Here is a 26,317-nt window from a genome sequence, read left to right as displayed (position 1 = left end):
ACGGCCTCTGACACACATTTTTCGCTTCTCCCCATGATAATCTGTCTCATGCTTGGCTTCTGACACACATTTTTGACCTTTACCCATGATAATCTGTCTCATGCTTGGCCTCTGACACACATTTTTCGCTTCTCCCCATGATAATCTGTCTCATGCTTGGCTTCTGACACACATTTTTCGCTTCTCCCCATGATAATCTGTCTCATGCGTGGCCTCTGACACACATTTTTGGCCTTTACCTTTGATAATCTGCTTCAAGTATGGCTTCTGACACACATTTTTGCTTTTTACCTTTGATAATCTGTCTCATGCATCGCCTCTGACACACATTTTTGACTTTTACCCATGAAAATCTGTCTCATGCTTGGCCTCTGACACACATTTTTCGCTTCTCCCCATGATAATCTGTCTCATGCATCGCCTCTGACACACATATCCGGCTTTTACCTATGAACATCTGTCTCAAATTTGATCTCTGACACATATTCTTCCCTAAAAACCCATGTTTAGCACACATTCCCCACTTAACCCAAAAAAATGTACCTCAAGAATAAATCCTAAGGTACATCTTCTAATCATAAATAAAATTTAAATCGGCTTCCGGCATATTGTGAACGGACGTATTCGAGGGGAACGCCGTTTTTTAGGTAAGCGACACGCTCTATTTGCAGGATTGGGGAATCAACTGGGAGGTCTAATTGACTTGCCGTTTGTTTATTTGCGGCAATGGCCTCGATTGATTGCTTCGCATCTCCTAATGGGTAGCCTTTTTTCACTTCGATGAATTCATAGAGTGAATGCTGAATATCCTCTTTTGTTAGCCCTTCAGCCAATTTTACTGGAACAATTGAGGTTTCAATCGCAATCGGGATTTGATCGCCCAAACGAATTCGTTCAATATGATAGACATCTGTATCAGCATCAATGTTCAACTGATGTGCCTCTGTTTCAGTTGGCTTTCTAATGTAGAAATCGGTAATGTTACTGGCCGCTTTCTTCCCTCGTTGTTCCATTAGCTTAGTAAAACTGGTGATTACCTTTAGTGGCTGTTCGACCTTTTCATTACTAACATAGGTTCCACTGCCTCGTTTACGAGTGAGAATTCCTTCATCAACAAGGCCTTGTACTGCCTGTCGAATCGTCATTCGACTGACTTCGAATTGCTCCGTTAAAATCCGCTCAGATGGAATGGCCTCGCCTTTTTTCCATTTTTGTTGCTTGATGTTTTTTCTTATATGTTCTTGAATTTGATAATAAATCGGAATCGGTGATTCTTTATTTATCACTGGTATTCCCCACTTTTTTTATTAGGTTACTTCAAGAAAGAAGGGCCCGATTCTCACCAAGCTATTAGCAAAGAGCCTTTAATAATGATGCTGCTTCAGTATCTGCAAGGACAACCACATTTGGGTGCTTTTGCAGAACAGATGCCGGACAGCTTTCATCAACTGATCCCTCGAGCATTCTTTTCACTGCTTCAGCTTTGTTAGCTCCGAAAGCTAATAGGATGATTTTTTTTGCTGCCATAATGGATTGAATCCCCATTGAAAGAGCATGGGTCGGAACATCTTCTTCTTTCTCAAAAAAGCGTTTATTTGCTTCACGAGTGGATTCTGTCAATTCCACGACATGTGTTAATGAATCAAAGGAAGTGCCTGGTTCATTAAAGCCGATATGTCCATTTTCGCCAATCCCTAGGATCTGAACGTCCACTGGATGATCTTGCAGAATGGATTCATAATGTAAGCATTCTTTCTCTAGGTCCTCTGCCATCCCATTCGGTAAAAATGATTCTTTAAAATTCATGTGAGAAAATAATTCTGTGTTCATATAGCTATGATAGCTATGTTCATCTGTTGCCTTTAGTCCAACATACTCGTCAAGATTGACTGTAGAAATATTTGATACATCTAGCTTAGATTGACGAAATTTCTCATAAAATTTCAATGGTGTTCCACCAGTGGCAAGACCTAAAGTACGAATGCTGCCTTTTTCAATTCCTTCTTTTATTATATCAAATGCTTTTGCTGCTGCATCATCAACTGTTGTAAAAGTTAAAAGTTCCATGATTATTCCCCTCTTCTATATTGTTTTCCTAAATGATAGGTTTCTTCTACTTGTAAATTTTGATTCATGATTACGAAATCCGCATCCATACCTTTTTTCAGAAACCCTTTATGTTGGAGTCCGAATTCCTTCGCTTGATTGCCAGAGCTCATTTGAACAGCCTCTTCAATTGAGCAGCCAGTAAATTGAATAATGTTGCGGAATGCTTGATCCATCGTTAATATGCTGCCTGCAAGAGAGCCATTTTCCAAGCGACACTCACCGTCTTTTACGATTACCTTTTGTCCGCCAAGCTCTGATTCCCCGTCTGGCAGGCCTTTTGCTCTCATTGCGTCTGAGATAAGGACAATTCCCTTAGCCCCTTTTATTTTGTATGTTAAATTGACCATATCGGGATGAATATGAATCCCGTCTCCAATAATCTCTGCTTGAATATGTGAAGATAATAATGCATGCCCTGCAACACCTGCTTCACGATGATGAAGCCCGCGCATTCCATTGTATAAATGAGTAGCATGGGTCGTCTTACTCTCTAGAAGCTCTGCGCGCACAGCATCCGTATGTCCCATTGATGGTACAATTCCATTTTCAATCATGATGTTTTCAAACTCACGTGCACCATTTTTTTCAGGTGCATACGTAACCAATTTGATTTGATCCCCTGATGCATGATGCCATTTTAAAAATAATTCGATATCTGGGTCTGAGATAAATTCGAGAGGTTGCGCACCTGCTCTTTTTTCAGAAATGAACGGTCCTTCTAAATGAACCCCTTCAATCGTCGTTCTGCCGGACTCTTTCGCTACTTTTACTGACTTAAGTGCCGCTTCAATTGCTGGATAATCTTGAGTAATCGTTGTTGCAAAGAAAGAGGTAACTCCTTCCTTAAGCAGTTGTTCACTAAGGAAAACAAGTTTTTCAGGATCCGCATCCATAACATCCACTCCATAGCCACCATGGATATGTACATCAATCATCCCTGGAATCACTAATTTGCCTGAAGCATCGATCTCTTCTACATTTGGATTCGATTGATAGGCATTCATCGATCCAGTTTCTAAGATTTTTTCCCCTTCGATACGTAAAAATCCATTGTCTATGATTCCTTCACCAGTATAAATTTTTGCATTGATTACCACTTTTTGTTCCAATGCAATCACCTCATTTTCCGTGTATTTTAGGAAATAATAAATTTATCTTGATACTTTTTATATAGTTGTCTATACCAATTATGGTATGTATTTTTGTTATTGTCAATGAATGAATGGTGATATACACTAATAACTTTTTCCCTTTTTATTATGGCTCGTTTCGTATAAAGTGTTGCATCGATTCTTGCCTTAAACGCTTGCAAAAAAAATTTCATACACAATTGACAGATTATTTGGTAATCTTACGATAGAAAACAGAAAATAATCCCTTTGGAGGAATGCGTCATGCGTTCAGATCGGGCAAAACAGAAAAGAAAAAAGAAAAGATGGAAAATCGTTGGCGTTGTTTTGCTGTTATTACTAGTTGGAGCTGGAGCATACGCTTACTCCATTTACCATTCTCTAACGAAGGCAGTAAATACTATGCACACCCCCATTAAACGAGAAAGTACTCGGGTGGAGGAAATTACATTTCAAAGGCAAGACCCCTTCTCCGTTCTAATGCTAGGTGTTGATGAACGAAAGGGTGATCGCGGACGATCAGATACAATGATTGTTCTTACGGTAAATCCGAATCCGACGTTCAAATCCGTGCAAATGCTTAGTATCCCTCGAGATACACGGGTAGAAATCGTTGGAAAGGGAAAAGAGGATAAGATTAACCATGCCTATGCATTTGGTGGTGTGGAAATGTCCATGGATACAGTAGAAAAATTTCTAGATATACCGATTGATTATTATATTAAGGTGAATATGGAAGGCTTTAAAGATATAGTTGATGCACTCAATGGAATTACTGTAAATAATGATTTAAATTTTAGCTATGAAGGCAACCATTTTAAGAAAGGGCAAATACACTTAGATGGCAAGGAGGCTCTTTCCTTTGTCCGCATGAGAAAGGAAGATCCTCGCGGAGATTTTGGCCGCCAGGAACGACAACGCCAGGTCATCCAGGGTGTAATTAGTAAAGGAGCGAGCTTTACATCCTTAACTAGATTCAATGATGTGTTTAAAGCTCTAGGAAAAAACGTAGAAACAAATATTACTTTTGATGAGATGAAGTCTATTCAAAAGTATTATAAAGATGCTCGTGAAAAAATTGAGCCCTTTCAACTAAAAGGGCAAGGGACAAAGATTGATGGAATTTACTACTTTATTGTACCTAAAGAGGAAATTCAAAATGTACAAAGCCGGTTAAAGAAGCACTTAGAATTGCAATAAGTGTCTGGTACCATTTATGCATGTAACTTTTCTGCATAATGGTGCCGACACTCATAAGAGGTGAATACTGTTGGAAACGAATAATAAAAAACCAAGTGGGTTGCTTAATGTACAGACGGGAAAAGAACATTTTTCACTTGATTTGTACTCACCTTCACCAGAGCTTAATCTATTTATCGAACATTATTGGATCGTAAATTGGGATTTAAGGGGACAGAAACCTTATCTGTCCGAAAATCTCCCACATCCTTCTGTGCATCTTGTATTCGAAAAGAACCAATCTTCTATTTACGGTGTAGTCATGGAAAAATTTTCAATTCTTCTCAAAGAAAAAGGTACGGTTTTTGGGATCAAGTTTCGTCCTGGTGCTTTTTATCCGTTTGTTCGACAGTCAATGGATCATTTTACAGGACAGGCCATCCCTTCTCAGGATATATTTGGCGAAGTTATGAATGAATTAGAGAGTGGTATCTTCTCCCTTACTGATCAAAAAGAAATGATTGATCTTGCCGAATCATTCCTTTTTTCCATAATACCTAACAAAGATGAAACGCTTCTCCAAATTCACGCGATTATCGAAAAAATGAAATCTGATCCACTGATCAATACAGTAGAGGATATTTCTGAACATTTTCATCTCTCGGTACGAACACTCCAAAGATTATTTAAAAAATATGTAGGTATTAGCCCAAAGTGGGTGATCCGACGATACAGGCTTCTTGAGGTAGCAGATCAGCTTTCAAATGGTCACCCTCAACCATGGCAGCAATTAATAGCTGACTTAGGTTATTATGATCAAAGTCATTTTATACGAGATTTTAAAAGCATTGTTGGGCGTTCCCCTGAGGAGTATATCCGAAAGTCAATATAATAAACAGAGACAAAAAAATGGATGAACGTTAGATCGTTTACCAAATATAGACGAGACAAAATGATCATCTCGTCTTTTTGTTCTATTCTTTTCACTTAAAAAATTTCATTTCCAATTTTCGTATCTCGCTCCTCATTTTCTTGGATGATTTTTAGTTCATCATTTTTCGAAATGGTTAAATCCCCCTTTTTTTCTACTACATTTGAAGCTTTTTCATCATAAAACTTAATTTTTAATGTGTAATGATAATTGATTGTTCCATCATTATTCTCATTTACTTTTTTTAATTCTACATCTTCTAGCTCGATACTTTTCTTTGTTTTCTTAGAGATTTCAGGTGCTATTTGAAATAAACGATTTAAATGATGCTTTTCTTGAAGGTCTTTAGATAGGTACTTACTTACTTTTTCTTCAATGTTGGATACATCTGGAGGAGAATTGGGGTCTGTAACTGTATACTGTTCGATTTTATATTGCTTAATAAACTTTTCAACATCCTGCTCCTTTACCGTAGCTTTACTACATCCAATTAAACTAATGAGTAAAAAACAAGATAAAATGAAGCCAAAACATTTTTTCATCTCTTCCCTCCTTTATCTTTTATGAAGGCTCTTTCTCAAACATTATTGCTATTGAAGTAAAACACCGCTGAATCTTTAATTAGGTGTAGAAGCCGGCTGTTAAGCTTTTTACTAAACAGCCTTCATTTAAAATTACGTACCACCATTACAAAAAGTTTCATTTTCTTTCAATGGAGCTAAAATAATCCCCAATTCATTCAAAAATGTACTGGGGATTAGAGCTCCTATCATTTGCTGCTGTAAAAATAGTTAATCAATAACGCGATTCTTCCATTTCTTTCGCCATAATCACTAGTTCATTTATCGTTTTCCTGTTACACGTCGTAGCGGGAACATTCAATTTGTGTAGGTTGGTAGCTAGCTTTGAATCACGTACACTTTTCCTCTTAATAGTGCTAATAAATCCATTTAAATATATGGAGTTTGTCCTTTATCCTTCCAATCATCAAATGTGGGACCATATATGCCAGGCGGTCGTAATCCTGCTTGACGCATGAGCACGGTCAGTTGTCCGCGATGATGGACTTCATGCTGGACCAACAAATGCAAGGATTTCGCCTTTGACCATTCCTCCCCATTGACTTCCTGGGAACTCTGCAAGTCAACATCCTTCCATTGTGTTTCCACTGCATCAGCCAATGCTTGTGACACCTTCTTATATTCATCTGCGATTTTTTTTGCAGACGAGGGTGCTCTTTCTTCCCCATCCGGTTTTTTTAATTGAAGCTCATCGCTTGATAAACTTCCAATAACCCAGACTAGATGCCAAGCAATCTGTCCTAATGTACGGTATTCTGGTATTATGGACTGTTGCAATGACTCATCTGTTAGCACATCCAGTAAGCGGCTTGTAGCTGCTGATTCTGCTTTCCATTCTAAAATAAATTCATCAATGTTATGGTACATTCCTTTAATCCCCCTTACAGTTTGTTTATACTTAAAAATTTAAGTCATTTAAACAAAACTGTATTGTAAAAACGCGACAGATTCACTGTAACTTCTTCCGGTGAAAGAACGTCTGAATTTGTAAAGGGGGATAAAAAACACAGATGATGATGAGAATGGGTCTACTTTTAATATTGTTATTTAGTTTAGCAGGATGCTCGAGTGAAGAATCAAAACATAAGGATGCACAGCCACCAAGTGCCTCGATTCATATTGGAGAAAAAAACTACAAGACGAAATTGGGGACATATTGTTGGTCTTCAAACAATAAAGGAGTTTGTGTGGATACAGCAGGTCCTGTAGAGCTTCTAAAAGATCAAAAACCCATACACACCAAACCTGGGGAAACCATACAATTTGTAATGGATTATAATCCACAGCCTAATCAATTTCATGTTGTACAAATCAATAAGAACGAGGAGCTGGAAATTCCGGTTAAAAACAATCAATTTACCGCACCTACTCAAAAAGGAATTTATTATTATTCCTATGGAGTATGGTGGATGGATAAAAAAGATAAGAATTTATCACATGGTGATGCCTTCTATGCATTTGCCATCGAAGTTAAATGATTAATGTCTGACACCATTTATACATTTTTCAATCAAGGCTCTTTTCCCAAGCATTTGATTTCACAAAGAGAAGAGCGGCTAGGTGTAAAAGCTGGCAGTTAGGCTTTTACACTAGCAACCTGCCTTCATCTCGTGTTAGGGTTTAAGTACTACTTTAATACAATTGTCTTCTTTTTCGTCAAAGACAGAGTAGCCATATTCTGCTTGGTCGAGTGGTAATCGATGGGTGATGATATCTGTTGGATCAAATGTTCCTTTAATAATATGTTGATATAGCTCTGGGATGTAGTGAATAACGGGTGCCTGTCCCATTTTTAAAGTAATATTTCTTGAAAAAAAATCACCTAATGGGAATTGGTTATAACGTGTCCCATATACCCCTACTAATTGGACAGTTCCACCTTTTCTTACACATTGCGATGCCATAACAATCGCTCCCATCGCTCCTCCTTGTAGCTTTAATGCGGATCCAATTGCCTCAAGAACTGTCTTTTTTCCGTCCAGGCCAACACAGTCAATAACGACATCGGCTCCACCTTTTGTTAACTCCTTTAAATAATCACCTGTGTTCTCTATTTTACTAAAATCAACTATTTCTACATGATTTGTTTTCTTCGCATGCTCCAAACGATAGTGAATGTAATCGACCGCTATGACTCTTTTTGCACCTTTCATCCAAGCAAATTTCTGTGTCAACAGTCCAACAGGACCACATCCTAAAACGATAACCGTATCTCCTTCTTTGACACCTGCCGAGTCAACTCCCCAATAAGCTGTTGGGATAATATCAGATAAGAATAAAATTTTTTCATCCTCAAGCTCGCAATCTTCAGGGACTAGGAAAGGAGTAAAATTTCCAAATGGTACCCTAAGATATTCTGCTTGACCTCCAGGGTAGCCCCCGAACGTTTCTGAATATCCGAAGTACCCTCCTGCTTCACCATGTGGGTTTGATTGATCACACTGACTTTCTAAATCATGCTGACAAAACCAACATTGCCCACAGGCGATATTAAAAGGAACAATTACCCTGTCCCCTTTTTTGAGTTTGTTTACAGCCGGTCCTACCTCTTCAACAATCCCCATTGGTTCATGACCAATAATAAAATTATGGGGCATATTGGGCATCATCCCATGAACTAAGTGAAGATCAGAACCACAAATTGCTGTACTTGTGATTTTGACAATGATGTCATCCTCCTTGTGAATAGTTGGTTCCGGAACATCCTTCACCTTTACATCCTTTATTCCTTGATATGTTACAGCCTTCATTAAATTACCTCCTTTGCTATATCAATTTTTCAAAATTAGTTTCCCCATTATTCTTTTTGAGCCACATTCCAATTTTTAACCTGCAATATATTGAATACTTTCAATTTTTAGATTGTTCTATTTATTCAATTCCCATATAATTTATGTCATGGGGAATTACTCCTCTAAAAACACTCAAGGGGGATGAGGATGGATAAATTTGTCGGATGGTTAAATCAAGTACTTTGGAGTCCGCCGCTAATTATTATTTGTATTGTAGTTGGGTTGTTTTTTTCAATCGCGACCCGTTTTTTACAGTTGCGGCTAATTCCAGATATGTTAAGGCAAATGTTTAAAGGAAAAAGCTCGGATGCAGGAATTTCATCATTCCAAGCTTTATCTGTCGCTTTATCTGGGCGTGTTGGTACCGGAAATATTGCCGGTGTTGCTACCGCTATAGGGTTAGGAGGACCTGGTGCCGTTTTTTGGATGTGGCTGATTGCCTTTGTAGGCGCTGCTACCGCTTATGTTGAATCTACTCTTGCTCAAATCTATAAGGTAAAACAAGATGGTGAGTATCGTGGAGGACCAGCCTATTATATTGAAAAAGGGACGGGTATGAGATGGTATGGAATCGTATTTGCTGTTGCGACCATTATTTCATTAACCTTTCTAATGCCTGGTGTACAAGCCAATGCTATTGCCGAAGGACTTAACAATGCATTTGGGATGAATAAAATTCTAACGGCAACGATTATTGCCGTATTACTCGGAATTATCATTTTTGGTGGTGTGAAAAGGATTGCGGGTGTTGCTCAATTTGTCGTTCCTTTCATGGCTCTCGGTTACATTATTGTTGCATTAATCATTATTCTTATAAACTTTTCAGAAATTCCTGCGGTGTTTGCTCTTATTTTTAAAAGTGCGTTCGGTGCTGAAGCTACCTTTGGGGGAATAGTTGGTTCAGCGATTTCTTGGGGTGTCAAACGAGGAATCTATTCAAATGAAGCAGGTCAAGGAACAGGTGCCCATGCTGCGGGGGCAGCCGAAGTTTCTCACCCTGCTAAACAAGGTCTTGTGCAAGCATTTTCCGTATATATTGATACTTGGTTTGTTTGTACAGCTACTGCATTTATGATTCTATTTACTAAAATGTATAGTACAAAGGCCCCCGATGGAACCTATCTTGCTGATAAAATGGGAACAGCTGATCCTGGACCACAATACACACAAGCCGCTGTAGAAAGTGTATTACCAGGCTTTGGTTCTGGATTCGTCGCTATCTCTTTATTCTTTTTTGCCTTTACAACCATTATGGCCTATTACTATATGTCGGAAACAAATGTTGCCTATCTAACTCGTGGAAAAAATAATCGTTGGGCTATTTTAGCCATTAAAATTGTAAGTATGGCAGCAGTGTTCTATGGCTGTGTCAAAACATCTGAAGTGGCATGGGCGTTTGGCGATACAGGACTAGGAATTATGGTATGGCTAAACATTATCGCCATATTGATCCTAATGAAGCCTGCTCTCGTCGCCTTGAAGGATTATGAACGGCAAAAACGAGAAGGAAAAGATCCAGTCTTCGATCCTGAGCCACTTGGCATCAAAAATGCAGATTACTGGGTTGAAAAGAAAACCGAAGATAAGCAAGAAGTCAGCTAATAGGTAGTCTAATTGGGGTCAGACTCCACACGATTGTGTTGTGGGGTCTGACCTATTTTTATGTTTTTTTCATTTGATATCCTGACAACAATCAGCCAAAATGAAACTATTGAATACATACACTGGTAGGTGCTTAGTAAATGTTAAATATTTTAATTGTGGATGATGACTCTCATATTCGAGAGCTTTTAAGACATACGCTTCAATCGGAAGGTTACTTTGTTTTTGAAGCAACGGACGGAAATGAGGCATCACAATTACTCACTAAACAACAGATTCACTTAGCGGTAGTTGACGTGATGATGCCCCATAAAGATGGATGGCAGTTAACTGAAGAGATTAGGAAATACTATGATTTTCCTGTTATTCTACTAACAGCGAAGGATCAATTAGAGGATAAAGAAAGAGGTTTTTCAGTCGGTACAGATGATTATTTAACCAAACCGTTTGAGCCAAAGGAATTGCTGTTTCGTATGAAAGCATTATTACGTCGATTTCAAATGGTGAATTCCGAAAAAATCACACTAAATGATATTGTAATTGATCGTAAAAGCTATGAAGTGCATTGCAACAAAAAACAGCTGATGTTGCCGATGAAGGAATTTGAGTTATTGGCACAACTCGCAAGTTATCCTGACCGAATTTTTACACGTGACGAATTAATTCAGCTTATATGGGGACATGATTTTGAAGGGGATGAGCGGACAGTAGATGTTCATATTAAACGGCTACGAGAACGCTTTAAAAATCATATGAATGACTTTAGTATTAAAACGGTACGTGGTGTCGGATATAAACTGGAGGTCGCCAAGCAGTGAAAACACTTTATTTACGAATCGTCGTCACGACAATCGTTGTGATGATATTCAGCAGTCTACTTTCCTTTTTCCTCTCCAATGCTTACTATCATTTTTATTTAAAGCCTCATAATGATGAAAAGGTAACGAGAATGGCTAAGGATATTCAATCCTATTATCAGAACCATTCCAGTATAGATATAAACCAATATTTGTCCCATATCAGCCAGTTAGGATATCAAATGTATTTAGTCGCTTCTGATGGAAATGGGACCTTCTATGGTGGTGATTTTCGAAAAAAAGAATTGGATCAAAATATTATTCAGGATGTAGTTAGTGGTAAAACATATCATGGAATCAATCAATTTCCTTCTAAACTGTTCGTGACGGGTTTTTTTGATAATGTTTTGAAGAATACAATTGGGGTACCTGTAATCGTTGACGGAGCTCCTCATGCCCTTTTTATTCGCCCAAATCTTGAAGTCCAGTTTGGAGAAATGCGGATCTTTTTTGCCATTTTACTAGCTGTTACTATTCTACTTAGTGTGATTTTTGTCGTGATTAGCACCAGATATATTGTAAAACCAATCAGTAAATTAACAGAGGCCACCAAGAAGATTGCAAAAGGAAATTATAATATTCAATTACAAGTGCATCGGCGCGATGAAATTGGACAGCTTGCAAGTCATTTTTCCTCAATGACCAAGAGCTTGGAGCAGCTGGAAGCCATGCGCCAGGAGTTTGTTTCTAATGTATCGCATGAAATTCAATCACCACTTGCCTCAATTCAGGGATTCTCACAAACATTACAACTAGAAACTATTACAGAGGAAAAGAGAAAGCACTATCTTTCGATCATCGAGGATGAAAGTCGTCGTTTATCACAATTAAGTAAACAATTACTTACCCTTGCATCTTTAGATAAAGAGGAAGGAATTGTTGAAAAGGATAGGTTCGATCTTTCCCAACAAATCAAGCAGGTGCTGTTTATGACAGAATGGAGCTGGAGAGAAAAAGACATAGCCATTGATATGGAGCTTCCATTTGTTTTTATTCATGCGGATCAGAAGCTGCTTCAACAGGCTTGGACGAATCTGATTACAAATAGTATTAAATTTAGAGAAACCGGAGGTACGATTTCAATAAATATCCGTTCAGATAATGAAAAATGTTATATCGAGATATCGGATACAGGAATTGGCATTTCAAAAGAGGATCTTCCACATATTTTTCAACGCTTTTATAAAGCAGATAAATCGCGGATTCGAAAAGAAGGAAGTAGTGGTTTAGGACTGCCTATTACGAAAAAGATTATCGAATTGCATGATGGGAAAATCCACGTAGAAAGCATGTTAGGAAGAGGAACCACATTCTTTATCGAACTCCCTTTAACATCAAATTGATTTTTCCCTACTATTTAAAGGAGTCTCGGCTAATGTTGTCGAATAGATTTGTAAAATATGTTACTGAAAGAGTGATGAGGATGAATCCTTTTGTGTTTGCTTGTATTGCCCCTCATGGTGGTGAAATCATACCTGAATTAGGTGGTACGAAACCAGAAAGAATGAGGCTAACAAGAGATAGTATGATGAAGCTCGGTCATAAAATGCATGATGCTAAGCCAGACACGATTATTGTTCTTACACCTCATGGCACAAGAATTGATGGGTATTTTTCAGTATCTAATAGTGAAAAAATGTATGGATTTGTTGAAGAGAATGATGGATTTTACGAGCTTGAACGGTATGTCGATCGTGATCTAGCACTTGCCATTACAAAAGAAGCAAAGGAGCACAACATTCCTATTGCCTCTATTAATTACGGAACAGCCTCTGGCCCCATTTCCTGCTTGCCACTCGATTGGGGTGCAATTGTTCCTTTATCTTTTATGCCAGATGTACCAATTGTTGTTATCAATCCATCAAGAGACTTATCATTTGAAACGCATATTAAGCTTGGTCAAATGATGAATCAGGTGGTCCAAAAATCGAACAAACGTGTCGCTCTAATTGCAAGCTGCGACTGGGCACATGCCCATGATGAGCGTGGTCCATATGGCTTTGACCCCGCTGCAGCACTACTTGATGAAGAGGTTGTTGGATTTATTCGCTCCAATGAGCTCGAAAAAATGGCCGAGTTTGATCATGAATATATTGATGCCGCCAAACCCGATGGAATTTGGCAAACACTCATTTTAGCAGGTGCTATTCCAAAGGAAGCCCGCAATATTCACCTTTATTCCTATGAGGTTCCAACTTATTTTGGACTGATCTGCGCAGAAATCACATCCAGTCAAACATCCTATCATGTTTACTGATACCATATTAACAAATGGAGTCAGGTGCCTTCTTGGCCTGACTCCATTTGTTTTTTAAATAATTTTACTAATAACAGGTTTGTTAAATGGAGTGGGATCATACAATAAACAGTCCATCTTTTGGCTTTTATCCAGTTGAGACGATATAATAGTTGATCCATTAGGTGAAGGGTTCCTAGTCCTAGTGCCCATTTTTTAGTTAGCAATGCAACATAGGCGATCACAGACTGGATCATAAAATATGCTGGTGCAATGATAAAATGCTGATAGTACTTTTTGCTCCATTTTATTCGGATTAAAAACTTTTTTGAGATAGCCACTAATACGAAATTTGTATTCAAATAATTCACCCAGAAGATTAGAAGAACAGTTATTCGCGCTGTCCATTTTTCTGGTTTTCCCTCAAGAAGTAGTGACCACTTTTTTACAACCCAAAAGAAAAAAGGTAAAGATATAAGCGTGTAGATTGTCTTCCACCAGTTTTTCTTGAATAAGCCTAATCGGATAAATAACCATTCAATTCCAGCATATAAAAATGTTGCTCCGAGACTCCATGTCCATTTTTTTTGAAACAAAGCAAGGGCTGTTGCCATAATCGGGACTGTAAATGCTTGAGAGATAATCGCCCCCAAAATCGTATCTTGCCATTTATTGCTAAAAACCTTTGGATAATATTTATAACTCTTCAATATATTAAGCACGAAATATTCGAAAACATAGGCTTGTCCAATGCTTGAAAAGAGCAGAATCCAAGGTTTTTTATCCCATTTTTTCACAAAGGTAATAATCACTAATACAAGATGTATAAATGTTAAGATCGCATATATCAGTGAGTTTTTCTTCATAATAAGCCTCTTTCATAATGATTACATGCACTTTTTTCTATTTTTACTATCCACTTGTAATATAAATATAATAGGATCAATAAGATCGGATTAAGAATAATGGAATATCCGATATTCCACCAGCCATAATGAAAATATCCCCATGGCTCTGGGAGAAGAGCTAAAAATTCATATCCTAAAGTTCCGATTTCCCATAGTAAATAATATAGAAATACTTTCCACCATTTCGCATGATGTGGATACCATTTTATAAACAATACATTTACAGGTGGAACTACAAGGAGATGAGCAAGCAATCCTGAATACTCAATCCCCTTGGTAAAATACCAATATCCATGGTATTTAAATTCAATATATAGATCGAAAATTGTTTGCAATACGAGGGTAAATGCGATAATGTGTACGATTCGATTAGTTGATAGTTTTTTTGCTGCTACTTTAAATGCAATAAAATTAAAAATAATAATTGCAGTAATAAGTCCTACCATAGCCTATCTCCTTTATTTAGAAGTTCCCATTTTTACTATGTACGATTCTGGATGAATAATACTTAAGAAAAAAGATTCTACAAAAAAGAGACCCCTTCTAGGTCTCTATATGGACTTACTATATAAAACTGCCTGAGCGATTCCGACAAAATACTCCGATTCATCAATAATATGCTTCATAACTACTTTTGCCGTTGGATTGTTGACGATTGGTTCACTTTCCTGAATCAGTTGATTACAAAAAGCAATGAATTGTACACTTTGCTCCAAACAAAAAGATACGAGTTTTGTTAATTCCCGATATAATTCATAAGTAAATGTACCCGTTGTGCGGATGGTTGTTTCAATAAAACGTACCACCCGACCATGTGCCTCACGAAACGCGGTTTCCCATTCAAAAAGTGCATCAAAAAACTCAGTCTCTAAATCTTTTACTAGCTCCCGGATGACGACTGTATGCTCTTCTTCTTGCTGCTTCCAAAACTCGCACTCATCAAGCACGCGTAATGGCATTTGATTTCTATAGTAAAATTGCATGCAATCATTCCTTTCACTTTTTATCCCTATTTAAAGCTTATTACCAGGAAAGAGTGAAAAGAACTACTTTTGTACGGACTTAAACAGGATTTACACTAGATGGTAATGACTGTATAATACAGAATAATCAAATATTTAACAAGGTGGATGTAATGATAAAAAATAGAAGACTATTTATTCTCTCTCTTTTCCTACTGGCTTTATATATTGTGTTGATACTGCCATATCCTAACTCTTACTCTTTAGGTGAAACAATTATCCGAAATTGGTATACCCCTGCAAAAAACTATTATGTTACCAATGTTTTATTCCTTTTGGTTCTTTTAGGTTTAATCCTTCTCGGGATCTCACTAAAAAAATTCCGTTACCGATTGATAATTCTTACAACCATTATAATCGCAAATATCCCACCCACAGTTACTGATTTCGTGCAAAAACATTTTTCCAGTGGAATTTACGCTATTTCTTATGATCAACCGTTGAGTCAATGTCATTTCCAAACAAAAAATAAGCACACCATGCATGCCCAATGTCATTTGATTTTTGAAAACCACAGCAATGATACTGTCCCTTTTACAATCAAAATTTATAATCATGAAATTAGCGATTACCCTAATGGTTTAACTCTTTTAAAAGAAGCTGGACCCTTTGATGTCATGGTAAAAGGAAATCAACGGACAAATATCAAAATTGAAAAGGATATTGATATTACTCATTTGAAAAATTATAGCATTAGCGAGGAAATAAGCCCCATCGATATTCGGATTAAGGCTGGTAATAGAACGAGGGATTTTATTAATTAACATTGAAGATCGTTTTAAATTAGGCGCTTTTCTCAATTGTTGCTTTTTGGGCGTAAAGTTTGAATCAATTAGCGGTAACCAAAGGGCGTGTGCGAATCCTGTGAAGGAGGAAACTGCATGTACTTGGTAACCAAAGGGGGCGGTTGATTACTCGGTTGGGGGATTTCCTGTGGATTCGGGCACCTTTGGGCGGGATTAGTTACCCGGTTGGGGCATTTCGTGTGAATTCGGGCACCTTTGGCCGGGATTAGTTACCCGGTTGGGGCATTTCCTGTGAACTCGGGCACCTTTGGGCAGGATTAGTTACCCGGTTGGGGCATTTCGAGGCGACTCGGGCACCTTTGGGCACGATTGGTTACCCGGTTGGGGCATTTCGAGGCGACTCGGGCACCATTCGGCGGGATTGGTTACCCGGTTGATGGATTTCAGGCGGATTCGGGCACCATTCGGCAGGATTGGTTACCCGGTTGGGGCGTTTCGTGTGAATTCGGGCACCTTTGGCCGGGATTAGTTACCCGGTTGGGGCATTTCCTGTGAACTCGGGCACCTTTGGGCAGGATTAGTTACCCGGTTGGGGCATTTCGAGGCGACTCGGGCACCTTTGGGCACGATTGGTTACCCTGTTGGAGGATATCCCGTGAACTCGGTCACCATTCGACGTGATTGGTTACCCGGTTGGGGGATACACCGCGGACTCGGTAACCAAAAGGCGTAGTTAATTCCCCTCAAAGGAGGAAACTTCGCGTTCACGGTGACCAAACTACTTGAATATTAACAACAAGTCAGCATACAACGATGTTGACTTTTTTGTGTTTTCCTCAACTTTATCAAATTTTCTGAATACACTTGATTTCTCCTCTATCTTTTCATTATATTTATCTGTATAGGGGGTGATTCAATAATGAAAAAACTAGTTTCTCTAGCTCTTGCATGTATTTTAATTCTTGCCTTTGGATTATCAGATACATCTAAAGCTAAGACACAAATCATTTCTTATAAAAACTGCAAAGAGCTAAATAAGGTATATCGCGGTGGTGTCGCTCAATCTGCATCAGTCAAAAACAAAGGCGGGAAAACACGCTATACCCCTTTTGTTTCAAAGGAGCTCTACAATAAGAATACACATTTAGATCGTGATAAAGATTTAATTGCCTGTGAACGATAAACCTCTTCATATGAAAGATACATAACTTGTTAGAGATCTTTGATTGAATAAGATCTCTTTTTTTATTCATCTCTTCTAAAAAGGAATTCTCCCCTCTTCACCGAAATATATAAAGGGGTGATCGAATGAAAAGAAAAGCATTACTATTTATTTTCGAGGGATTCTGTGAGTTTGAAATTAGCACAGCTATTTCAATGTTAAGAAGCACTCATGACTTACATACATTTGCCTTGGCTAATCATGCTTATCGGTCAGAAGCAGGGCTAAATGTGCTTCCTGATATGACTCTAAAAGAGATTGATGGAGCGGATTACGACGTTCTCATCATACCAGGTGGTGATTTAAAGCCTATAGCAGAAGCGCATGAATTGTTTCGCTGGGTTGCTAACTTTGCTGAACAAGGTAAAATTATTGCTGCGATTTGCAGTGGTGTATATGTTCTAGCAAAATCAAAGGTCTTGCAGGATATCCCTTACACGGTAACTTTAACAAAGGAACAACGAGAGTTTTTAGGAGGATTTCAGGAGGAGAATTATCGTTACCAGCCCTTTGTCGTTTATGGACATATTCTGACGGCGCAAGGGCATGCCTTTGTTGACTTTGGGATTAAATTAACGAAAATGATTGGCGAGTTAGATAAGGAGACAATTATGGATCTTCATGACTTTTATCACGGAAAGAAGAATCGCCGGATGGAAGAGTACAATTAAGGAGGTTTTCGATGAAAAATCCATTTCATCATTTAGCGCGAGCCGTTTTTATCAATGAGAATAAAATACTACTTGCTCAAGCAAAGGGGGATACAAACACCTTCCTCCCTGGTGGTCATGTCGAATTTGGAGAAAGTGCCAAAGAAACCTTAAAAAGAGAAATTCAAGAGGAAATGGGTGTTTATTGCGCACCAGATCATTTTCTTGGATTAATCGAGCATAAGTGGGAGAAAAAAGGAATACTCCATTGTGAAATTAATCAACTATTCGAAGTCAAAAGTAGTGAACTTTCCCTTGATATTAATCCACCATCTTGTGAACTCCACCTCTCTTTTTTTGGTGTGGTATAGAGGAATTAGAGAAAGTAAATTTACATCCATATGTATTACGGGATTTAATTAGAAACTATGTGAATGGTGATCAAAAATTATGGTGAGCAAGTACATTGGCCGAAGAGATTAACGAAGATAATAAAAGCTGAATGGAGATTCTGACATAAAATCATCATATCTATCTTGGATTCTCCCTTGTTTTGTCGATTCGGATTTTCTATGATGAAAACAATAGGATTGACAATAGGAGGATCACTTTGAATATAGATATTCTTACAGAAGCAGAAGAATTTATTCGTACATACTACAAAGAAACGAATAAAACCGAAGATCAACTTAAACAAAGACTGAATGAAATCCAACGGGAGATTCAAGAAAACGGACATTATTATCATACATATGATGAATTAGATTACGGGGCAAAAGTGGCATGGCGGAACAGTAATCATTGCATCGGCAGACTATTTTGGGAAAATTTACAGGTCATCGACCAAAGACAGCTAACTACCGAGAAAGCGATATATGCTGCTCTACTAGAACATATTGAGTATGCAACAAATAAAGGGCGAATCCGTCCAACGATTACGATTTTCCACCAGCAAACCAAACATCATTCTGTCCGGATCTGGAATCATCAATTAATTCGTTATGCAGGCTACGAAACAGATGATGGCATAATCGGGGATCCAGATTCCCTCGCATTTACTAAAGCTTGTCAAGATTTGGGTTGGAAGGGTAAGCACACTCCTTTTGACGTTTTACCTTTAGTCATTCAAATCGATGATCATTCCCCAAAATGGTTTGATATTCCAAGCGAATTGATTCTTGAGGTTCCGATTCGCCATCCGGAGCTAGAATGGTTTGAGGACTTAGGATTAAAATGGTATGGCGTTCCTATCATTTCTAGTATGCGTCTTGAAATCGGTGGCATCACTTATTCTGCCGCCCCATTCAATGGCTGGTATATGGGAACCGAAATTGGTGCACGTAACCTTGCAGATGAATCTAGATATAATATGCTCCCAAAAATTAGTGATCTTATGGGTCTGAATAAGCGAAGCAATACCTCACTTTGGAAAGACCGGGCATTACTTGAATTGAATACCGCTGTACTGCATTCATATAAAGAAGACGGTGTCAGTATTGTGGACCATCATACAGCAGCAAAGCAGTTTAAACGATTTGAAGAAAATGAAGTTGATGCGGGAAGAACTCCCACTGGAAATTGGGTGTGGCTCATACCACCTCTATCACCTGCAACTACTCATATTTTTCATAAGCCGTATAAAAATGAGATTAAAAAACCAAATTATTTTTATCAACCTGTTCCATTTGCAAAATAAGCTGGATTTACATTAATTTGTGGACGATAATTTCAAGTTTGTGGATAATTGAAACTTGTGATGATGGTCCATTCTTTTTGTAATAAATTTTTGTGGATAATCAATCTTTTAAAATTAATTGGCCTTGTTTTTGTGGATATATATTTGAAATTAAGATCTCTTATTCCAGTTTTGTGGATGAGATCTTCTATTTTGTGGATTATATCACCTAATTGATATAATTTATTCGTTTTTTTGCGGATCATCAATTTTTTGTTGTGGATAATAGTCGCCAAAATGGAATCATATATCCAGATTTGTGGATGATATTGTGGATACTATAAAATCTACAAATAAAGGAGCATAGCCATTAGGTATGCTCCTTATTTATTAGTTATAAAATTTCACACGATCTTCTAATGGTGCGAATTCTTTGTCACCTGCTGGTGCAGTTGGTTTACCAAATGGCATTTGAGCAATTAGCTTCCATCCACTTGGAATGTTCCACTCTTTTTTCACTTCATCATCAATAAGTGGATTGTAGTGTTGCAATGATGCGCCAAAGCCTTCAAGCTCTAATGAAGTCCAAATTACATGTTGAAGCATTCCGTTTGATTGTTGTGACCAAACTGGGAAATTCTCTGCATATAATGGGAATTGCTTCTGTAATGATTCGATTACAGTATTATCTTCAAAGAATAATATTGTTCCATATCCACTACCGAAAGCATTCATCTTGTCTTGTGTAGAACCAAAGTTTTCAGCTGGAACGATTTTTCTTAATGTTTCTGTTGTAATATTCCATAGTTTTGTATGATTTTCACCAGTTAACACAACCACTCTTGCTGATTGTGAATTAAATGATGAAGGGGTATGCTTTACCGCATGATTAATCACTTCTTGAATTCTTTCATTAGATACTACCGCTTCACTGCTGATTCCATAATAAGAACGTCTATTTTCAATAGCAGAATAAAAATCTTTGTTTGTCATGTTTATCTTCTCCTTGATGTGTTTGTCTAAATGTTTAACTGAATTCGATTTCCAGAAGGATCTTCGACAAAGTAACTTCCCTCTATCTCACTTACCATAACTTCCAGGCTTCGCAAATTTTCTAGTACCTGTTGTCTCGCTTCTTCACTTGGAAACTGCAATGTGAACCATTTCAGTCCAACACTATTATCTGCAGGCTTAGGTGCGCCTATTCCATTCCAAGTATTTAAACCGATATGATGATGATAGCCACCTGTAGATAGGAAAAGCGCTTGATTTCCATATCTAGTGACAATATTGAACCCTAATCCCTTACAATAGAATTCCTCAACCTTTTCTAGCTCTGAAACATGCAAATGAATATGGCCCATCGTTGTTCCACTTGGGAGTCCCTCCCATTTTTGTCCACGTCCCTCTGCTAAAAGACCTTGTGCATCAATGGGTTCAGTTGTCATATGGACCTGTCCATCGTTCCATACCCATGTTGAGGCAGGACGATCTGCATAAATCTCAATTCCATTTCCATCTGGATCTGCTAGATATATCGCTTCACTGACTAAATGATCAGAAGCCCCTTGTAGCGGATAACCAACTTCAAGAAAATGCTGTAATATCTTCCCCAAATCCTTTCGACTCGGTAAAAGTATGGCAAAATGATATAGTCCAGTTGTTCTTGATTGCTTTTCACGTACATTATCAGGCTGCTCAATCTTTACTAACGGTGTTTTTCCATCAGCAGTTAAAAAGGCAACTTTATCTGTTTGCTTAATAATTTGAAAGCCAATGATCTGTTGATAAAAAGCAAGAGAACGTTCCAAATCTGAAACCTTCAAGTCAACTTGACTAACGAAAGTCTGAGGTGCTTGATGGAATTCCATCATGATTTTCTGCCTCCTAAGTTACTTTATGTAAGTTATTATATTTTTTATAGTATAGTTAGTCAAGTCATTTTATCTTAAAACCGTGCCTCTTTTTTCCCTAACGAATTGAAACATAGAGAGCAAGATCGCCTTCAAAAGAAAAAGGGACAAAAATTGATACCTTTTAATTCTTACTAGGGAGCCATAACCAATCTTCTTAAAAAGATTGATGATGATATAAACGAAAATTGTATCAATAATAAAATTGATAGCCAAATACCTTTTAAACTTTCCATAGGTAAATTTGAGTATCCACAATGAACCCACAAAAAAAGGACCTGCAATAATGAGAAACATATCGGATATCGGCTTTGGCATAATTTTATTATAAAACCACCACCACACTCGTTTGTAAGCAACTATGCTCTCTAATAAAACGATAGAACATATGAATAACACACTTGGATAAAACCGTTTGAACGTGGATCTTCCTAAGAAGGGTAGCGTGAGAATAGGTAAGATTAAGGCCATTGCTAAATAAGGTTTGTATTTTTTCATTTGTGTACTCCATTCTTTTTCCTATAAATTATCCTTAACTACCTAGAATTATTAATAGAAAAGGCGATTGCTTTGTTTACAATCGCCTTCTTGTTTTTTATTAGATTATTGAAGTTTTCTTTTTTAAAAACTCTTTCACAACCGGCCAATCAGGAGGGCTAATTTTTTCAGGTAATTCCTTAAGTGAATAAAAACGTAACTCCTCCACTTCCTCTTTATCTGCCTGTAACTCCCCTTCATAATCGGAACAGATATAAGTAGCTACAACATTATAAACCTCATCACCATGTGGATATTGATAGTAGAACTCCTCTCCTGAAAAAATCTGAAATAAAGAAAGCTTTTTTGCCTTTAATCCAGTTTCTTCGTGTAACTCTCTTGCCGCTACTTCTATGAGGGATTCTCCCGGCTCCAATGATCCGCCAGGAAGCCCCCAGCAATGATTATCTTTTCTTAACTGCAATAATAATTCATTTAGTTTATTTAGAAGGATGACATTCGCTCCTGTCATAATAAGCGGACGACTTCCGACTACCTTTCTTAATTCCATGATATACCCCATCAACTTGACTCCTTACACGTCCTTTTACTATTCCTATTCGTCACATCTATAGGCTAATCCTTCTATATCAAGGAAAAAACGGTACCTTGTTTTACACTTAGTAACGTTTACGGAAATTTTACGATTTTTCTGATCGCTTCCATATAAGATAGGCGGTTGCTAATCCAATTGCACAGCCTAATAATGTTTCAAGCAATCTAGCCTCTATGAGGGCAGGAATAACGGTATCGGAACGGCCTGTTTCTGCAATAAGTAGGGCAAGTGGAGTAATGAATACGACGGCAAAGGCATAGTTACGAACAATAATCATTTCTACTAAAAATTGTAATGTCATGACACATAGCCCCAATAACCAATAGGAGGGCTGTAGGGCAAGAATTCCACCTGCAATAAAAACACCTACTGCTGTTCCTATTGATCGCTGGAAACTCCGATGGAGAATAATCGAGATCGTCGCACCTTGTAGCACACTTGCACATGAAATGGATACCCAATAAGGTCTGTGAAATCCTAAAGCAAATGCTATAAGTGTTGCAACAAAAATAGCTGCTCCATTCCTTATTGAAGCTAATAGTATACTTGAATCATTTAAGGCAGCTTTCCACGTATGATTTCTTGTTGTTTGAGTGATTTCCTTTTTATCAAAGAACCATTCCGACATTCCAATCAACCATGCAAGACATCCCCCCATCAATGCGATGCCAATAGGAAGTAATGCTGCAGTTAAAGTCATCTGCAAGCCCGTACCAATTCCACAAACAAGGACAAAAAAATAGCCTGATGGAGGAGGAACCTTATAGGCACTACAGATAAAAGTCGACAGAAAACTAATGATTCCTAAAATCAAGGAAGTAGACAAAAAGGAAAAACCACAAATAATTCCTAAAGCAAAGGAAACTACTAATCCAATATTGACAATGATTAATTTAATCGCTCTTTGTTTATAAGATTCATTATGAACATATAAAGAGGTAAAACCTCCGATACCAGCAAGCAAGCCCCATTCAATATGGCCAAATAAAGCACCTATCAAAAAAGGGAGTCCCATCGTTATTGCAGCTGAAATGGCCTTTTTCCATGGATATTTCGGGGTACGATTAATATGAAATACCCCTCTCCACCCCTTATGTTTCGATGTCGTTCGTATTTTAATAATTTTTTTCTTTTTCACTGATAGCCCCCTAGGTTCAAGGTCATCTCTGCTCTATTTTATGATTCCTTTAACCTAGGCAATTCATGTATTCTATCATACCTCTTTATCTGAGGGGACATGCTTTTATCGTTTCTACTCTAGATCTTCCCCCACCTTCATCCACTACTTTAATTAAAGCCACCTCACTTATTTGCGCATCAATGGGTTTCATTCGCTTGGTGCAATACTCGAAAGCTTCTTTCAACTTATCCATAGGTAATCGATTTGCAATTGTACAATGTGGAATCCATCTAGTTGGGAGATAAAGTGAGTCGGGTTGATCATTAAATTCCTCGAGCATTTGATGATGCTTCATATGCAAAGCTAATAACTCAATAGAAGGTGTAGGAGCTAAAAATATCATCCCTGTATTCAAAAAGGTTCCTAGGGTACTTAATGTAATAGGTAGATTAGAACTCGATTCATAACAAGATTGAAAAAGAGGAAGAAATCGATCCATATTTAGCCTTTGATAAGAAGCAAGTGTAATATGTGGTCTTCTATCTATTACTTCTTCAGCATAGGTGGATATGGCTTGATCGCTAAGTTCTTTCCACACTTCTTTAATATATCTCTCTGATTCTTCGTCAAAATGCGCAACAACTCCGTACATAGAAGCCTCCCTTTAAAATTCTTTCTTTTTATCATTCAAATAGCTTTCATATACTTCTGTAACCTTGTTCTTATCCGGAACTAAGACATTCAGTTTTTTATTCAGTTTTTCAAGCAAAACAATCCCACGGAATAAACAGCCTCCAATAATTCCAAAGGCAATGATCGCCCCATAAACTGGTGGAATCATCACTAAAATGATTCCTAGTGCAAATGCTACTAAAATTGACCAAAATAAATTCATGCTTCACCTCTAATGATCGTAATTAATTCCGAAGGATGCGTTAATTTAGGATAAATATTTATGTTTTCCTTTCTACTTCAGAGGGCTTTTTATCGTATTGTTCGTTGCTTTTGTAAAAGCCCAACTGCCGGCTTTTACACCCTATAAAGGATTCAGCGACATTATGGAGTTTGCAGCTCTTTTCACAGTAAAATGAAAAATGTAGCGAACTTCAACAGATAGTTATTAGTTAAAACTACCTTAAATAACAACAATGTTTGAGAAAAGAGCTTTTCAGAAAGAAACCATGTGGCTTGATAAGGGATCATTCCCACTTGTTCAGCACCGAATAATTCATTTGATCCACCGTCACCAATAAAAATAACCTTTTCAGGTTCAACCTTTAAATTTTTGCATGCCATTAAATAGATTTCTGGGTTTGGTTTGGCACACTTCACCTTATAGGAAAAAATGACATCATCAAAGTACTGAGAGAGTGTACATGCCTCCCATCCAGATATCTCCTCTGGTGTACAATTACTGATTAGCCCTACTTTGATCCCTTGTCGCTTAAGTTCGGACAAGCACCCTATGATTTCCTCATTGATTTGTTCAAATGGAAGTGATTTTACTCTTTCTCTTTGCTTTTGCGCAGCGTCTAGCACTTTTAGATCAATCGGCATATTTTGTGCTCTTAAAATGTCAATCAACACACTTCGGTAATTAGAAAATGTACCATCCATTCTCTTATCTAAACGCTTATGCCACTCTTTTTTGAATAGTTCCTCATTTAAGCCAATTTCCTTGAACATATGGCCTTTCTCTCTTTTTCCATTTCTCCATTCAGAAATAAGTGTTTCAAATAAATCAAATACCACTGCTTGGATCAAGATAAGTCTCCTCCCTCAGTTCCCATTATCTACTTCTGCAAATAAAGACCAATTACCTCCTATCAATACAGAAATAAAGGAGTATTAATGACTGTTATTTAATATTAATAAAAATTAAGAATATTTCTATCTAGATAATGATTAACGAATAAAAAATTGGGGTAACACCAAAATCCTAATCAACTTCGTAATAACTGTATTAGTTGTAAAAGTCCACTGTAAAGGCTTTTATAAATATCAAAATAAAAGGAGAAATGATATGAAACATCCTGCCATTGAAATGTATGAGTATCATTTTTGGGCAAATACTGTGATTATTGAACGTTTGAAGGAGCTCCCTCTAGAGATTTATCATCAGGAAACAAATAGTGGCTTTTCCTCTATCGCGAAAGTGATGTCACATATTTATCAAGTTGATTATGCATGGTTTGAGATTATAAAGGGTATGAGTATGAAGGAAACAATGAGTGATGCCTTCCAAAAAGGTGAACAGCTGGAAGTGAAAGCTATTGAGGATATGGAAGCAGGTTACTTGGAATTATCGGAGCAAAACAAAGCTTTTCTGAACCAGTTAGATGATATAGAAAAGAAGCTAGTCGTCGATAATCCTTATGCTGGAATACTCGAAACGTCTATTTCTGAATCTGTATTACATATTGTTACCCATGGTTCCTATCATCGTGGAAACATTGCCACGATGCTTCGGCAATTAAGGCAAACATCCGTCATGCAGGATTATGGACTTTATCTATATGCAAAACAAAAAAAATAAGGGGACTTCCCCTTA

At 37.6% G+C, this 26,317-nt stretch carries 29 protein-coding genes; 13 read left to right on the top strand and 16 right to left on the bottom strand.

What is annotated here, in order from left to right; genetic code table 11:
• Positions 1–575 precede the first annotated feature (575 nt).
• The 3 genes from NST63_RS03485 to nagA all read right to left on the bottom strand — a co-directional run bounded on the left by NST63_RS03485 (position 576) and on the right by nagA (position 3,218).
• On the bottom strand, positions 576–1,286 hold the full coding sequence (locus NST63_RS03485; RefSeq protein ID WP_180213659.1) for a UTRA domain-containing protein: 711 nt from the start codon (positions 1,284–1,286) through the stop codon (positions 576–578).
• 64 nt (positions 1,287–1,350) lie between these two features.
• Positions 1,351–2,067 (bottom strand): glucosamine-6-phosphate deaminase, encoded by a 717-nt coding sequence (gene nagB, locus NST63_RS03480; protein WP_071974683.1) that lies wholly within the window; start codon positions 2,065–2,067, stop codon positions 1,351–1,353.
• Between the two features lie 2 nt (positions 2,068–2,069).
• On the bottom strand, positions 2,070–3,218 hold the full coding sequence (gene nagA / locus NST63_RS03475; protein ID WP_341041267.1) for an N-acetylglucosamine-6-phosphate deacetylase: 1,149 nt from the start codon (positions 3,216–3,218) through the stop codon (positions 2,070–2,072).
• A gap of 285 nt (positions 3,219–3,503) precedes the next feature.
• On the opposite strand from nagA, the gene tagU reads away from it, so the two are divergent.
• Both tagU and NST63_RS03465 read left to right on the top strand, forming a co-directional pair.
• On the top strand, positions 3,504–4,439 hold the full coding sequence (gene tagU, locus NST63_RS03470; protein ID WP_071974681.1) for a polyisoprenyl-teichoic acid--peptidoglycan teichoic acid transferase TagU: 936 nt from the start codon (positions 3,504–3,506) through the stop codon (positions 4,437–4,439).
• A 70-nt stretch (positions 4,440–4,509) separates the two neighbouring features.
• A complete protein-coding gene (locus tag NST63_RS03465; protein ID WP_180213657.1) occupies positions 4,510–5,310 on the top strand; it encodes a helix-turn-helix domain-containing protein in 801 nt (266 codons plus the stop codon).
• Positions 5,311–5,405: 95 nt separating this feature from the next.
• On the opposite strand, the gene NST63_RS03460 is transcribed toward NST63_RS03465, so the two are convergent.
• Positions 5,406–5,891 carry a hypothetical protein gene (locus tag NST63_RS03460; protein WP_078110384.1) on the bottom strand — a complete coding sequence of 162 codons (486 nt, stop codon included), beginning with the start codon at positions 5,889–5,891 and terminating at the stop codon, positions 5,406–5,408.
• 408 nt (positions 5,892–6,299) lie between these two features.
• The gene (locus NST63_RS03455; RefSeq protein WP_180213656.1) at positions 6,300–6,797 is read right to left on the bottom strand and encodes a DinB family protein; all 498 of its coding nucleotides are present in this window, start codon (positions 6,795–6,797) and stop codon (positions 6,300–6,302) included.
• A gap of 143 nt (positions 6,798–6,940) precedes the next feature.
• On the opposite strand from NST63_RS03455, the gene NST63_RS03450 reads away from it, so the two are divergent.
• Positions 6,941–7,408, top strand: a complete 468-nt coding sequence (locus NST63_RS03450; protein ID WP_235849693.1) for a hypothetical protein — start codon at positions 6,941–6,943, stop codon at positions 7,406–7,408.
• 135 nt (positions 7,409–7,543) lie between these two features.
• On the opposite strand, the gene NST63_RS03445 is transcribed toward NST63_RS03450, so the two are convergent.
• Complete coding sequence (locus NST63_RS03445) at positions 7,544–8,680, bottom strand: zinc-dependent alcohol dehydrogenase (protein ID WP_078110386.1); 1,137 nt, start codon at positions 8,678–8,680, stop codon at positions 7,544–7,546.
• Between the two features lie 189 nt (positions 8,681–8,869).
• Here NST63_RS03445 and NST63_RS03440 point away from each other — a divergent pair, with 189 nt between their 5' ends.
• The 4 genes from NST63_RS03440 to NST63_RS03425 all read left to right on the top strand — a co-directional run bounded on the left by NST63_RS03440 (position 8,870) and on the right by NST63_RS03425 (position 13,438).
• A complete protein-coding gene (locus NST63_RS03440) occupies positions 8,870–10,324 on the top strand; it encodes an alanine/glycine:cation symporter family protein (protein ID WP_341041265.1) in 1,455 nt (484 codons plus the stop codon).
• Between the two features lie 140 nt (positions 10,325–10,464).
• Positions 10,465–11,142, top strand: a complete 678-nt coding sequence (locus NST63_RS03435) for a response regulator transcription factor (RefSeq protein WP_341041264.1) — start codon at positions 10,465–10,467, stop codon at positions 11,140–11,142.
• Positions 11,139–12,524, top strand: a complete 1,386-nt coding sequence (locus tag NST63_RS03430) for a sensor histidine kinase (protein WP_341041263.1) — start codon at positions 11,139–11,141, stop codon at positions 12,522–12,524. Before NST63_RS03435 ends, NST63_RS03430 begins: the two co-directional genes overlap by 4 nt.
• A gap of 32 nt (positions 12,525–12,556) precedes the next feature.
• Entirely contained in the window at positions 12,557–13,438 is an 882-nt protein-coding gene (locus NST63_RS03425; protein WP_341041262.1) for a DODA-type extradiol aromatic ring-opening family dioxygenase, read from the top strand.
• A 20-nt stretch (positions 13,439–13,458) separates the two neighbouring features.
• Here NST63_RS03425 and NST63_RS03420 read toward each other — a convergent pair whose 3' ends face one another.
• From NST63_RS03420 to NST63_RS03410, 3 genes are all read right to left on the bottom strand, one after another.
• Positions 13,459–14,283, bottom strand: coding sequence for a hypothetical protein (locus tag NST63_RS03420; protein ID WP_341041261.1), 825 nt, complete (start codon positions 14,281–14,283; stop codon positions 13,459–13,461).
• Positions 14,280–14,771, bottom strand: coding sequence for a CBO0543 family protein (locus NST63_RS03415; RefSeq protein WP_058005208.1), 492 nt, complete (start codon positions 14,769–14,771; stop codon positions 14,280–14,282). The genes NST63_RS03420 and NST63_RS03415 overlap by 4 nt, the downstream gene beginning before the upstream one ends.
• Before the next feature lie 105 nt (positions 14,772–14,876).
• The gene (locus NST63_RS03410) at positions 14,877–15,308 is read right to left on the bottom strand and encodes a DUF2935 domain-containing protein (RefSeq protein ID WP_058005209.1); all 432 of its coding nucleotides are present in this window, start codon (positions 15,306–15,308) and stop codon (positions 14,877–14,879) included.
• A gap of 152 nt (positions 15,309–15,460) precedes the next feature.
• On the opposite strand from NST63_RS03410, the gene NST63_RS03405 reads away from it, so the two are divergent.
• The 5 genes from NST63_RS03405 to NST63_RS03385 all read left to right on the top strand — a co-directional run bounded on the left by NST63_RS03405 (position 15,461) and on the right by NST63_RS03385 (position 19,661).
• Complete coding sequence (locus NST63_RS03405) at positions 15,461–16,111, top strand: hypothetical protein (RefSeq protein WP_341041260.1); 651 nt, start codon at positions 15,461–15,463, stop codon at positions 16,109–16,111.
• Positions 16,112–17,012: 901 nt separating this feature from the next.
• A complete protein-coding gene (locus NST63_RS03400; RefSeq protein ID WP_341041259.1) occupies positions 17,013–17,276 on the top strand; it encodes an excalibur calcium-binding domain-containing protein in 264 nt (87 codons plus the stop codon).
• A 125-nt stretch (positions 17,277–17,401) separates the two neighbouring features.
• Entirely contained in the window at positions 17,402–17,986 is a 585-nt protein-coding gene (locus tag NST63_RS03395; RefSeq protein ID WP_341041258.1) for a DJ-1/PfpI family protein, read from the top strand.
• 11 nt (positions 17,987–17,997) lie between these two features.
• Positions 17,998–18,336, top strand: a complete 339-nt coding sequence (locus NST63_RS03390; RefSeq protein WP_341041257.1) for an NUDIX domain-containing protein — start codon at positions 17,998–18,000, stop codon at positions 18,334–18,336.
• Positions 18,337–18,575: 239 nt separating this feature from the next.
• A complete protein-coding gene (locus NST63_RS03385; RefSeq protein WP_341041256.1) occupies positions 18,576–19,661 on the top strand; it encodes a nitric oxide synthase oxygenase in 1,086 nt (361 codons plus the stop codon).
• A gap of 369 nt (positions 19,662–20,030) precedes the next feature.
• Here the strand turns inward: NST63_RS03385 and NST63_RS03380 are convergent, their stop codons facing one another.
• The 7 genes from NST63_RS03380 to NST63_RS03350 form a co-directional block, all read right to left on the bottom strand.
• Entirely contained in the window at positions 20,031–20,633 is a 603-nt protein-coding gene (locus NST63_RS03380; protein ID WP_341041255.1) for a nitroreductase family protein, read from the bottom strand.
• A gap of 26 nt (positions 20,634–20,659) precedes the next feature.
• Positions 20,660–21,511 (bottom strand): VOC family protein, encoded by an 852-nt coding sequence (locus NST63_RS03375; RefSeq protein ID WP_341044143.1) that lies wholly within the window; start codon positions 21,509–21,511, stop codon positions 20,660–20,662.
• Between the two features lie 640 nt (positions 21,512–22,151).
• Positions 22,152–22,613 (bottom strand): NUDIX hydrolase, encoded by a 462-nt coding sequence (locus NST63_RS03370; protein ID WP_341041254.1) that lies wholly within the window; start codon positions 22,611–22,613, stop codon positions 22,152–22,154.
• 118 nt (positions 22,614–22,731) lie between these two features.
• On the bottom strand, positions 22,732–23,784 hold the full coding sequence (locus NST63_RS03365; protein ID WP_071975025.1) for an FUSC family protein: 1,053 nt from the start codon (positions 23,782–23,784) through the stop codon (positions 22,732–22,734).
• Positions 23,785–23,869: 85 nt separating this feature from the next.
• A complete protein-coding gene (locus tag NST63_RS03360) occupies positions 23,870–24,418 on the bottom strand; it encodes a 2'-5' RNA ligase family protein (protein WP_341041253.1) in 549 nt (182 codons plus the stop codon).
• Between the two features lie 12 nt (positions 24,419–24,430).
• Complete coding sequence (locus tag NST63_RS03355; RefSeq protein WP_341041252.1) at positions 24,431–24,661, bottom strand: hypothetical protein; 231 nt, start codon at positions 24,659–24,661, stop codon at positions 24,431–24,433.
• Between the two features lie 182 nt (positions 24,662–24,843).
• Positions 24,844–25,530, bottom strand: coding sequence for an HAD family hydrolase (locus NST63_RS03350; RefSeq protein WP_341041251.1), 687 nt, complete (start codon positions 25,528–25,530; stop codon positions 24,844–24,846).
• A gap of 259 nt (positions 25,531–25,789) precedes the next feature.
• Between NST63_RS03350 and NST63_RS03345 the strand changes: the two genes are divergently transcribed.
• Positions 25,790–26,302 (top strand): DinB family protein, encoded by a 513-nt coding sequence (locus tag NST63_RS03345; protein ID WP_341041250.1) that lies wholly within the window; start codon positions 25,790–25,792, stop codon positions 26,300–26,302.
• Positions 26,303–26,317 lie beyond the last annotated feature (15 nt).

It is taken from the genome of Heyndrickxia sp. FSL W8-0496, assembly GCF_038007825.1.
Taxonomy (GTDB): Bacteria; Bacillota; Bacilli; order Bacillales; family Bacillaceae_C; genus Heyndrickxia; species Heyndrickxia oleronia.
The sequence above is the reverse complement of the archived record's forward strand: the minus strand, read 5'-3'. Positions and strand labels throughout refer to the sequence as shown.

Excerpts from the sequence above, each read along its gene's own strand:
- NST63_RS03440 (WP_341041265.1), top strand. The coding sequence starts at position 8,870 with ATGGATAAATTTGTCGGATGGTTAAATCAAGTACTTTGGAGTCCGCCG.
- NST63_RS03360 (WP_341041253.1), bottom strand. The coding sequence starts at position 24,418 with ATGTACGGAGTTGTTGCGCATTTTGACGAAGAATCAGAGAGATATATT.
- NST63_RS03420 (WP_341041261.1), bottom strand. The coding sequence starts at position 14,283 with ATGAAGAAAAACTCACTGATATATGCGATCTTAACATTTATACATCTT.
- NST63_RS03435 (WP_341041264.1), top strand. The coding sequence starts at position 10,465 with ATGTTAAATATTTTAATTGTGGATGATGACTCTCATATTCGAGAGCTT.
- NST63_RS03355 (WP_341041252.1), bottom strand. The coding sequence starts at position 24,661 with ATGAATTTATTTTGGTCAATTTTAGTAGCATTTGCACTAGGAATCATT.
- NST63_RS03400 (WP_341041259.1), top strand. The coding sequence starts at position 17,013 with ATGAAAAAACTAGTTTCTCTAGCTCTTGCATGTATTTTAATTCTTGCC.
- NST63_RS03370 (WP_341041254.1), bottom strand. The coding sequence starts at position 22,613 with ATGGGGTATATCATGGAATTAAGAAAGGTAGTCGGAAGTCGTCCGCTT.
- NST63_RS03410 (WP_058005209.1), bottom strand. The coding sequence starts at position 15,308 with ATGCAATTTTACTATAGAAATCAAATGCCATTACGCGTGCTTGATGAG.
- NST63_RS03375 (WP_341044143.1), bottom strand. The coding sequence starts at position 21,511 with ATGGAATTCCATCAAGCACCTCAGACTTTCGTTAGTCAAGTTGACTTG.
- NST63_RS03425 (WP_341041262.1), top strand. The coding sequence starts at position 12,557 with ATGTTGTCGAATAGATTTGTAAAATATGTTACTGAAAGAGTGATGAGG.
- NST63_RS03395 (WP_341041258.1), top strand. The coding sequence starts at position 17,402 with ATGAAAAGAAAAGCATTACTATTTATTTTCGAGGGATTCTGTGAGTTT.
- NST63_RS03460 (WP_078110384.1), bottom strand. The coding sequence starts at position 5,891 with ATGAAAAAATGTTTTGGCTTCATTTTATCTTGTTTTTTACTCATTAGT.
- NST63_RS03450 (WP_235849693.1), top strand. The coding sequence starts at position 6,941 with ATGATGATGAGAATGGGTCTACTTTTAATATTGTTATTTAGTTTAGCA.
- NST63_RS03445 (WP_078110386.1), bottom strand. The coding sequence starts at position 8,680 with ATGAAGGCTGTAACATATCAAGGAATAAAGGATGTAAAGGTGAAGGAT.
- NST63_RS03380 (WP_341041255.1), bottom strand. The coding sequence starts at position 20,633 with ATGACAAACAAAGATTTTTATTCTGCTATTGAAAATAGACGTTCTTAT.
- NST63_RS03405 (WP_341041260.1), top strand. The coding sequence starts at position 15,461 with ATGATAAAAAATAGAAGACTATTTATTCTCTCTCTTTTCCTACTGGCT.
- NST63_RS03415 (WP_058005208.1), bottom strand. The coding sequence starts at position 14,771 with ATGGTAGGACTTATTACTGCAATTATTATTTTTAATTTTATTGCATTT.
- NST63_RS03345 (WP_341041250.1), top strand. The coding sequence starts at position 25,790 with ATGAAACATCCTGCCATTGAAATGTATGAGTATCATTTTTGGGCAAAT.
- nagB (WP_071974683.1), bottom strand. The coding sequence starts at position 2,067 with ATGGAACTTTTAACTTTTACAACAGTTGATGATGCAGCAGCAAAAGCA.
- NST63_RS03390 (WP_341041257.1), top strand. The coding sequence starts at position 17,998 with ATGAAAAATCCATTTCATCATTTAGCGCGAGCCGTTTTTATCAATGAG.
- tagU (WP_071974681.1), top strand. The coding sequence starts at position 3,504 with ATGCGTTCAGATCGGGCAAAACAGAAAAGAAAAAAGAAAAGATGGAAA.
- NST63_RS03455 (WP_180213656.1), bottom strand. The coding sequence starts at position 6,797 with ATGTACCATAACATTGATGAATTTATTTTAGAATGGAAAGCAGAATCA.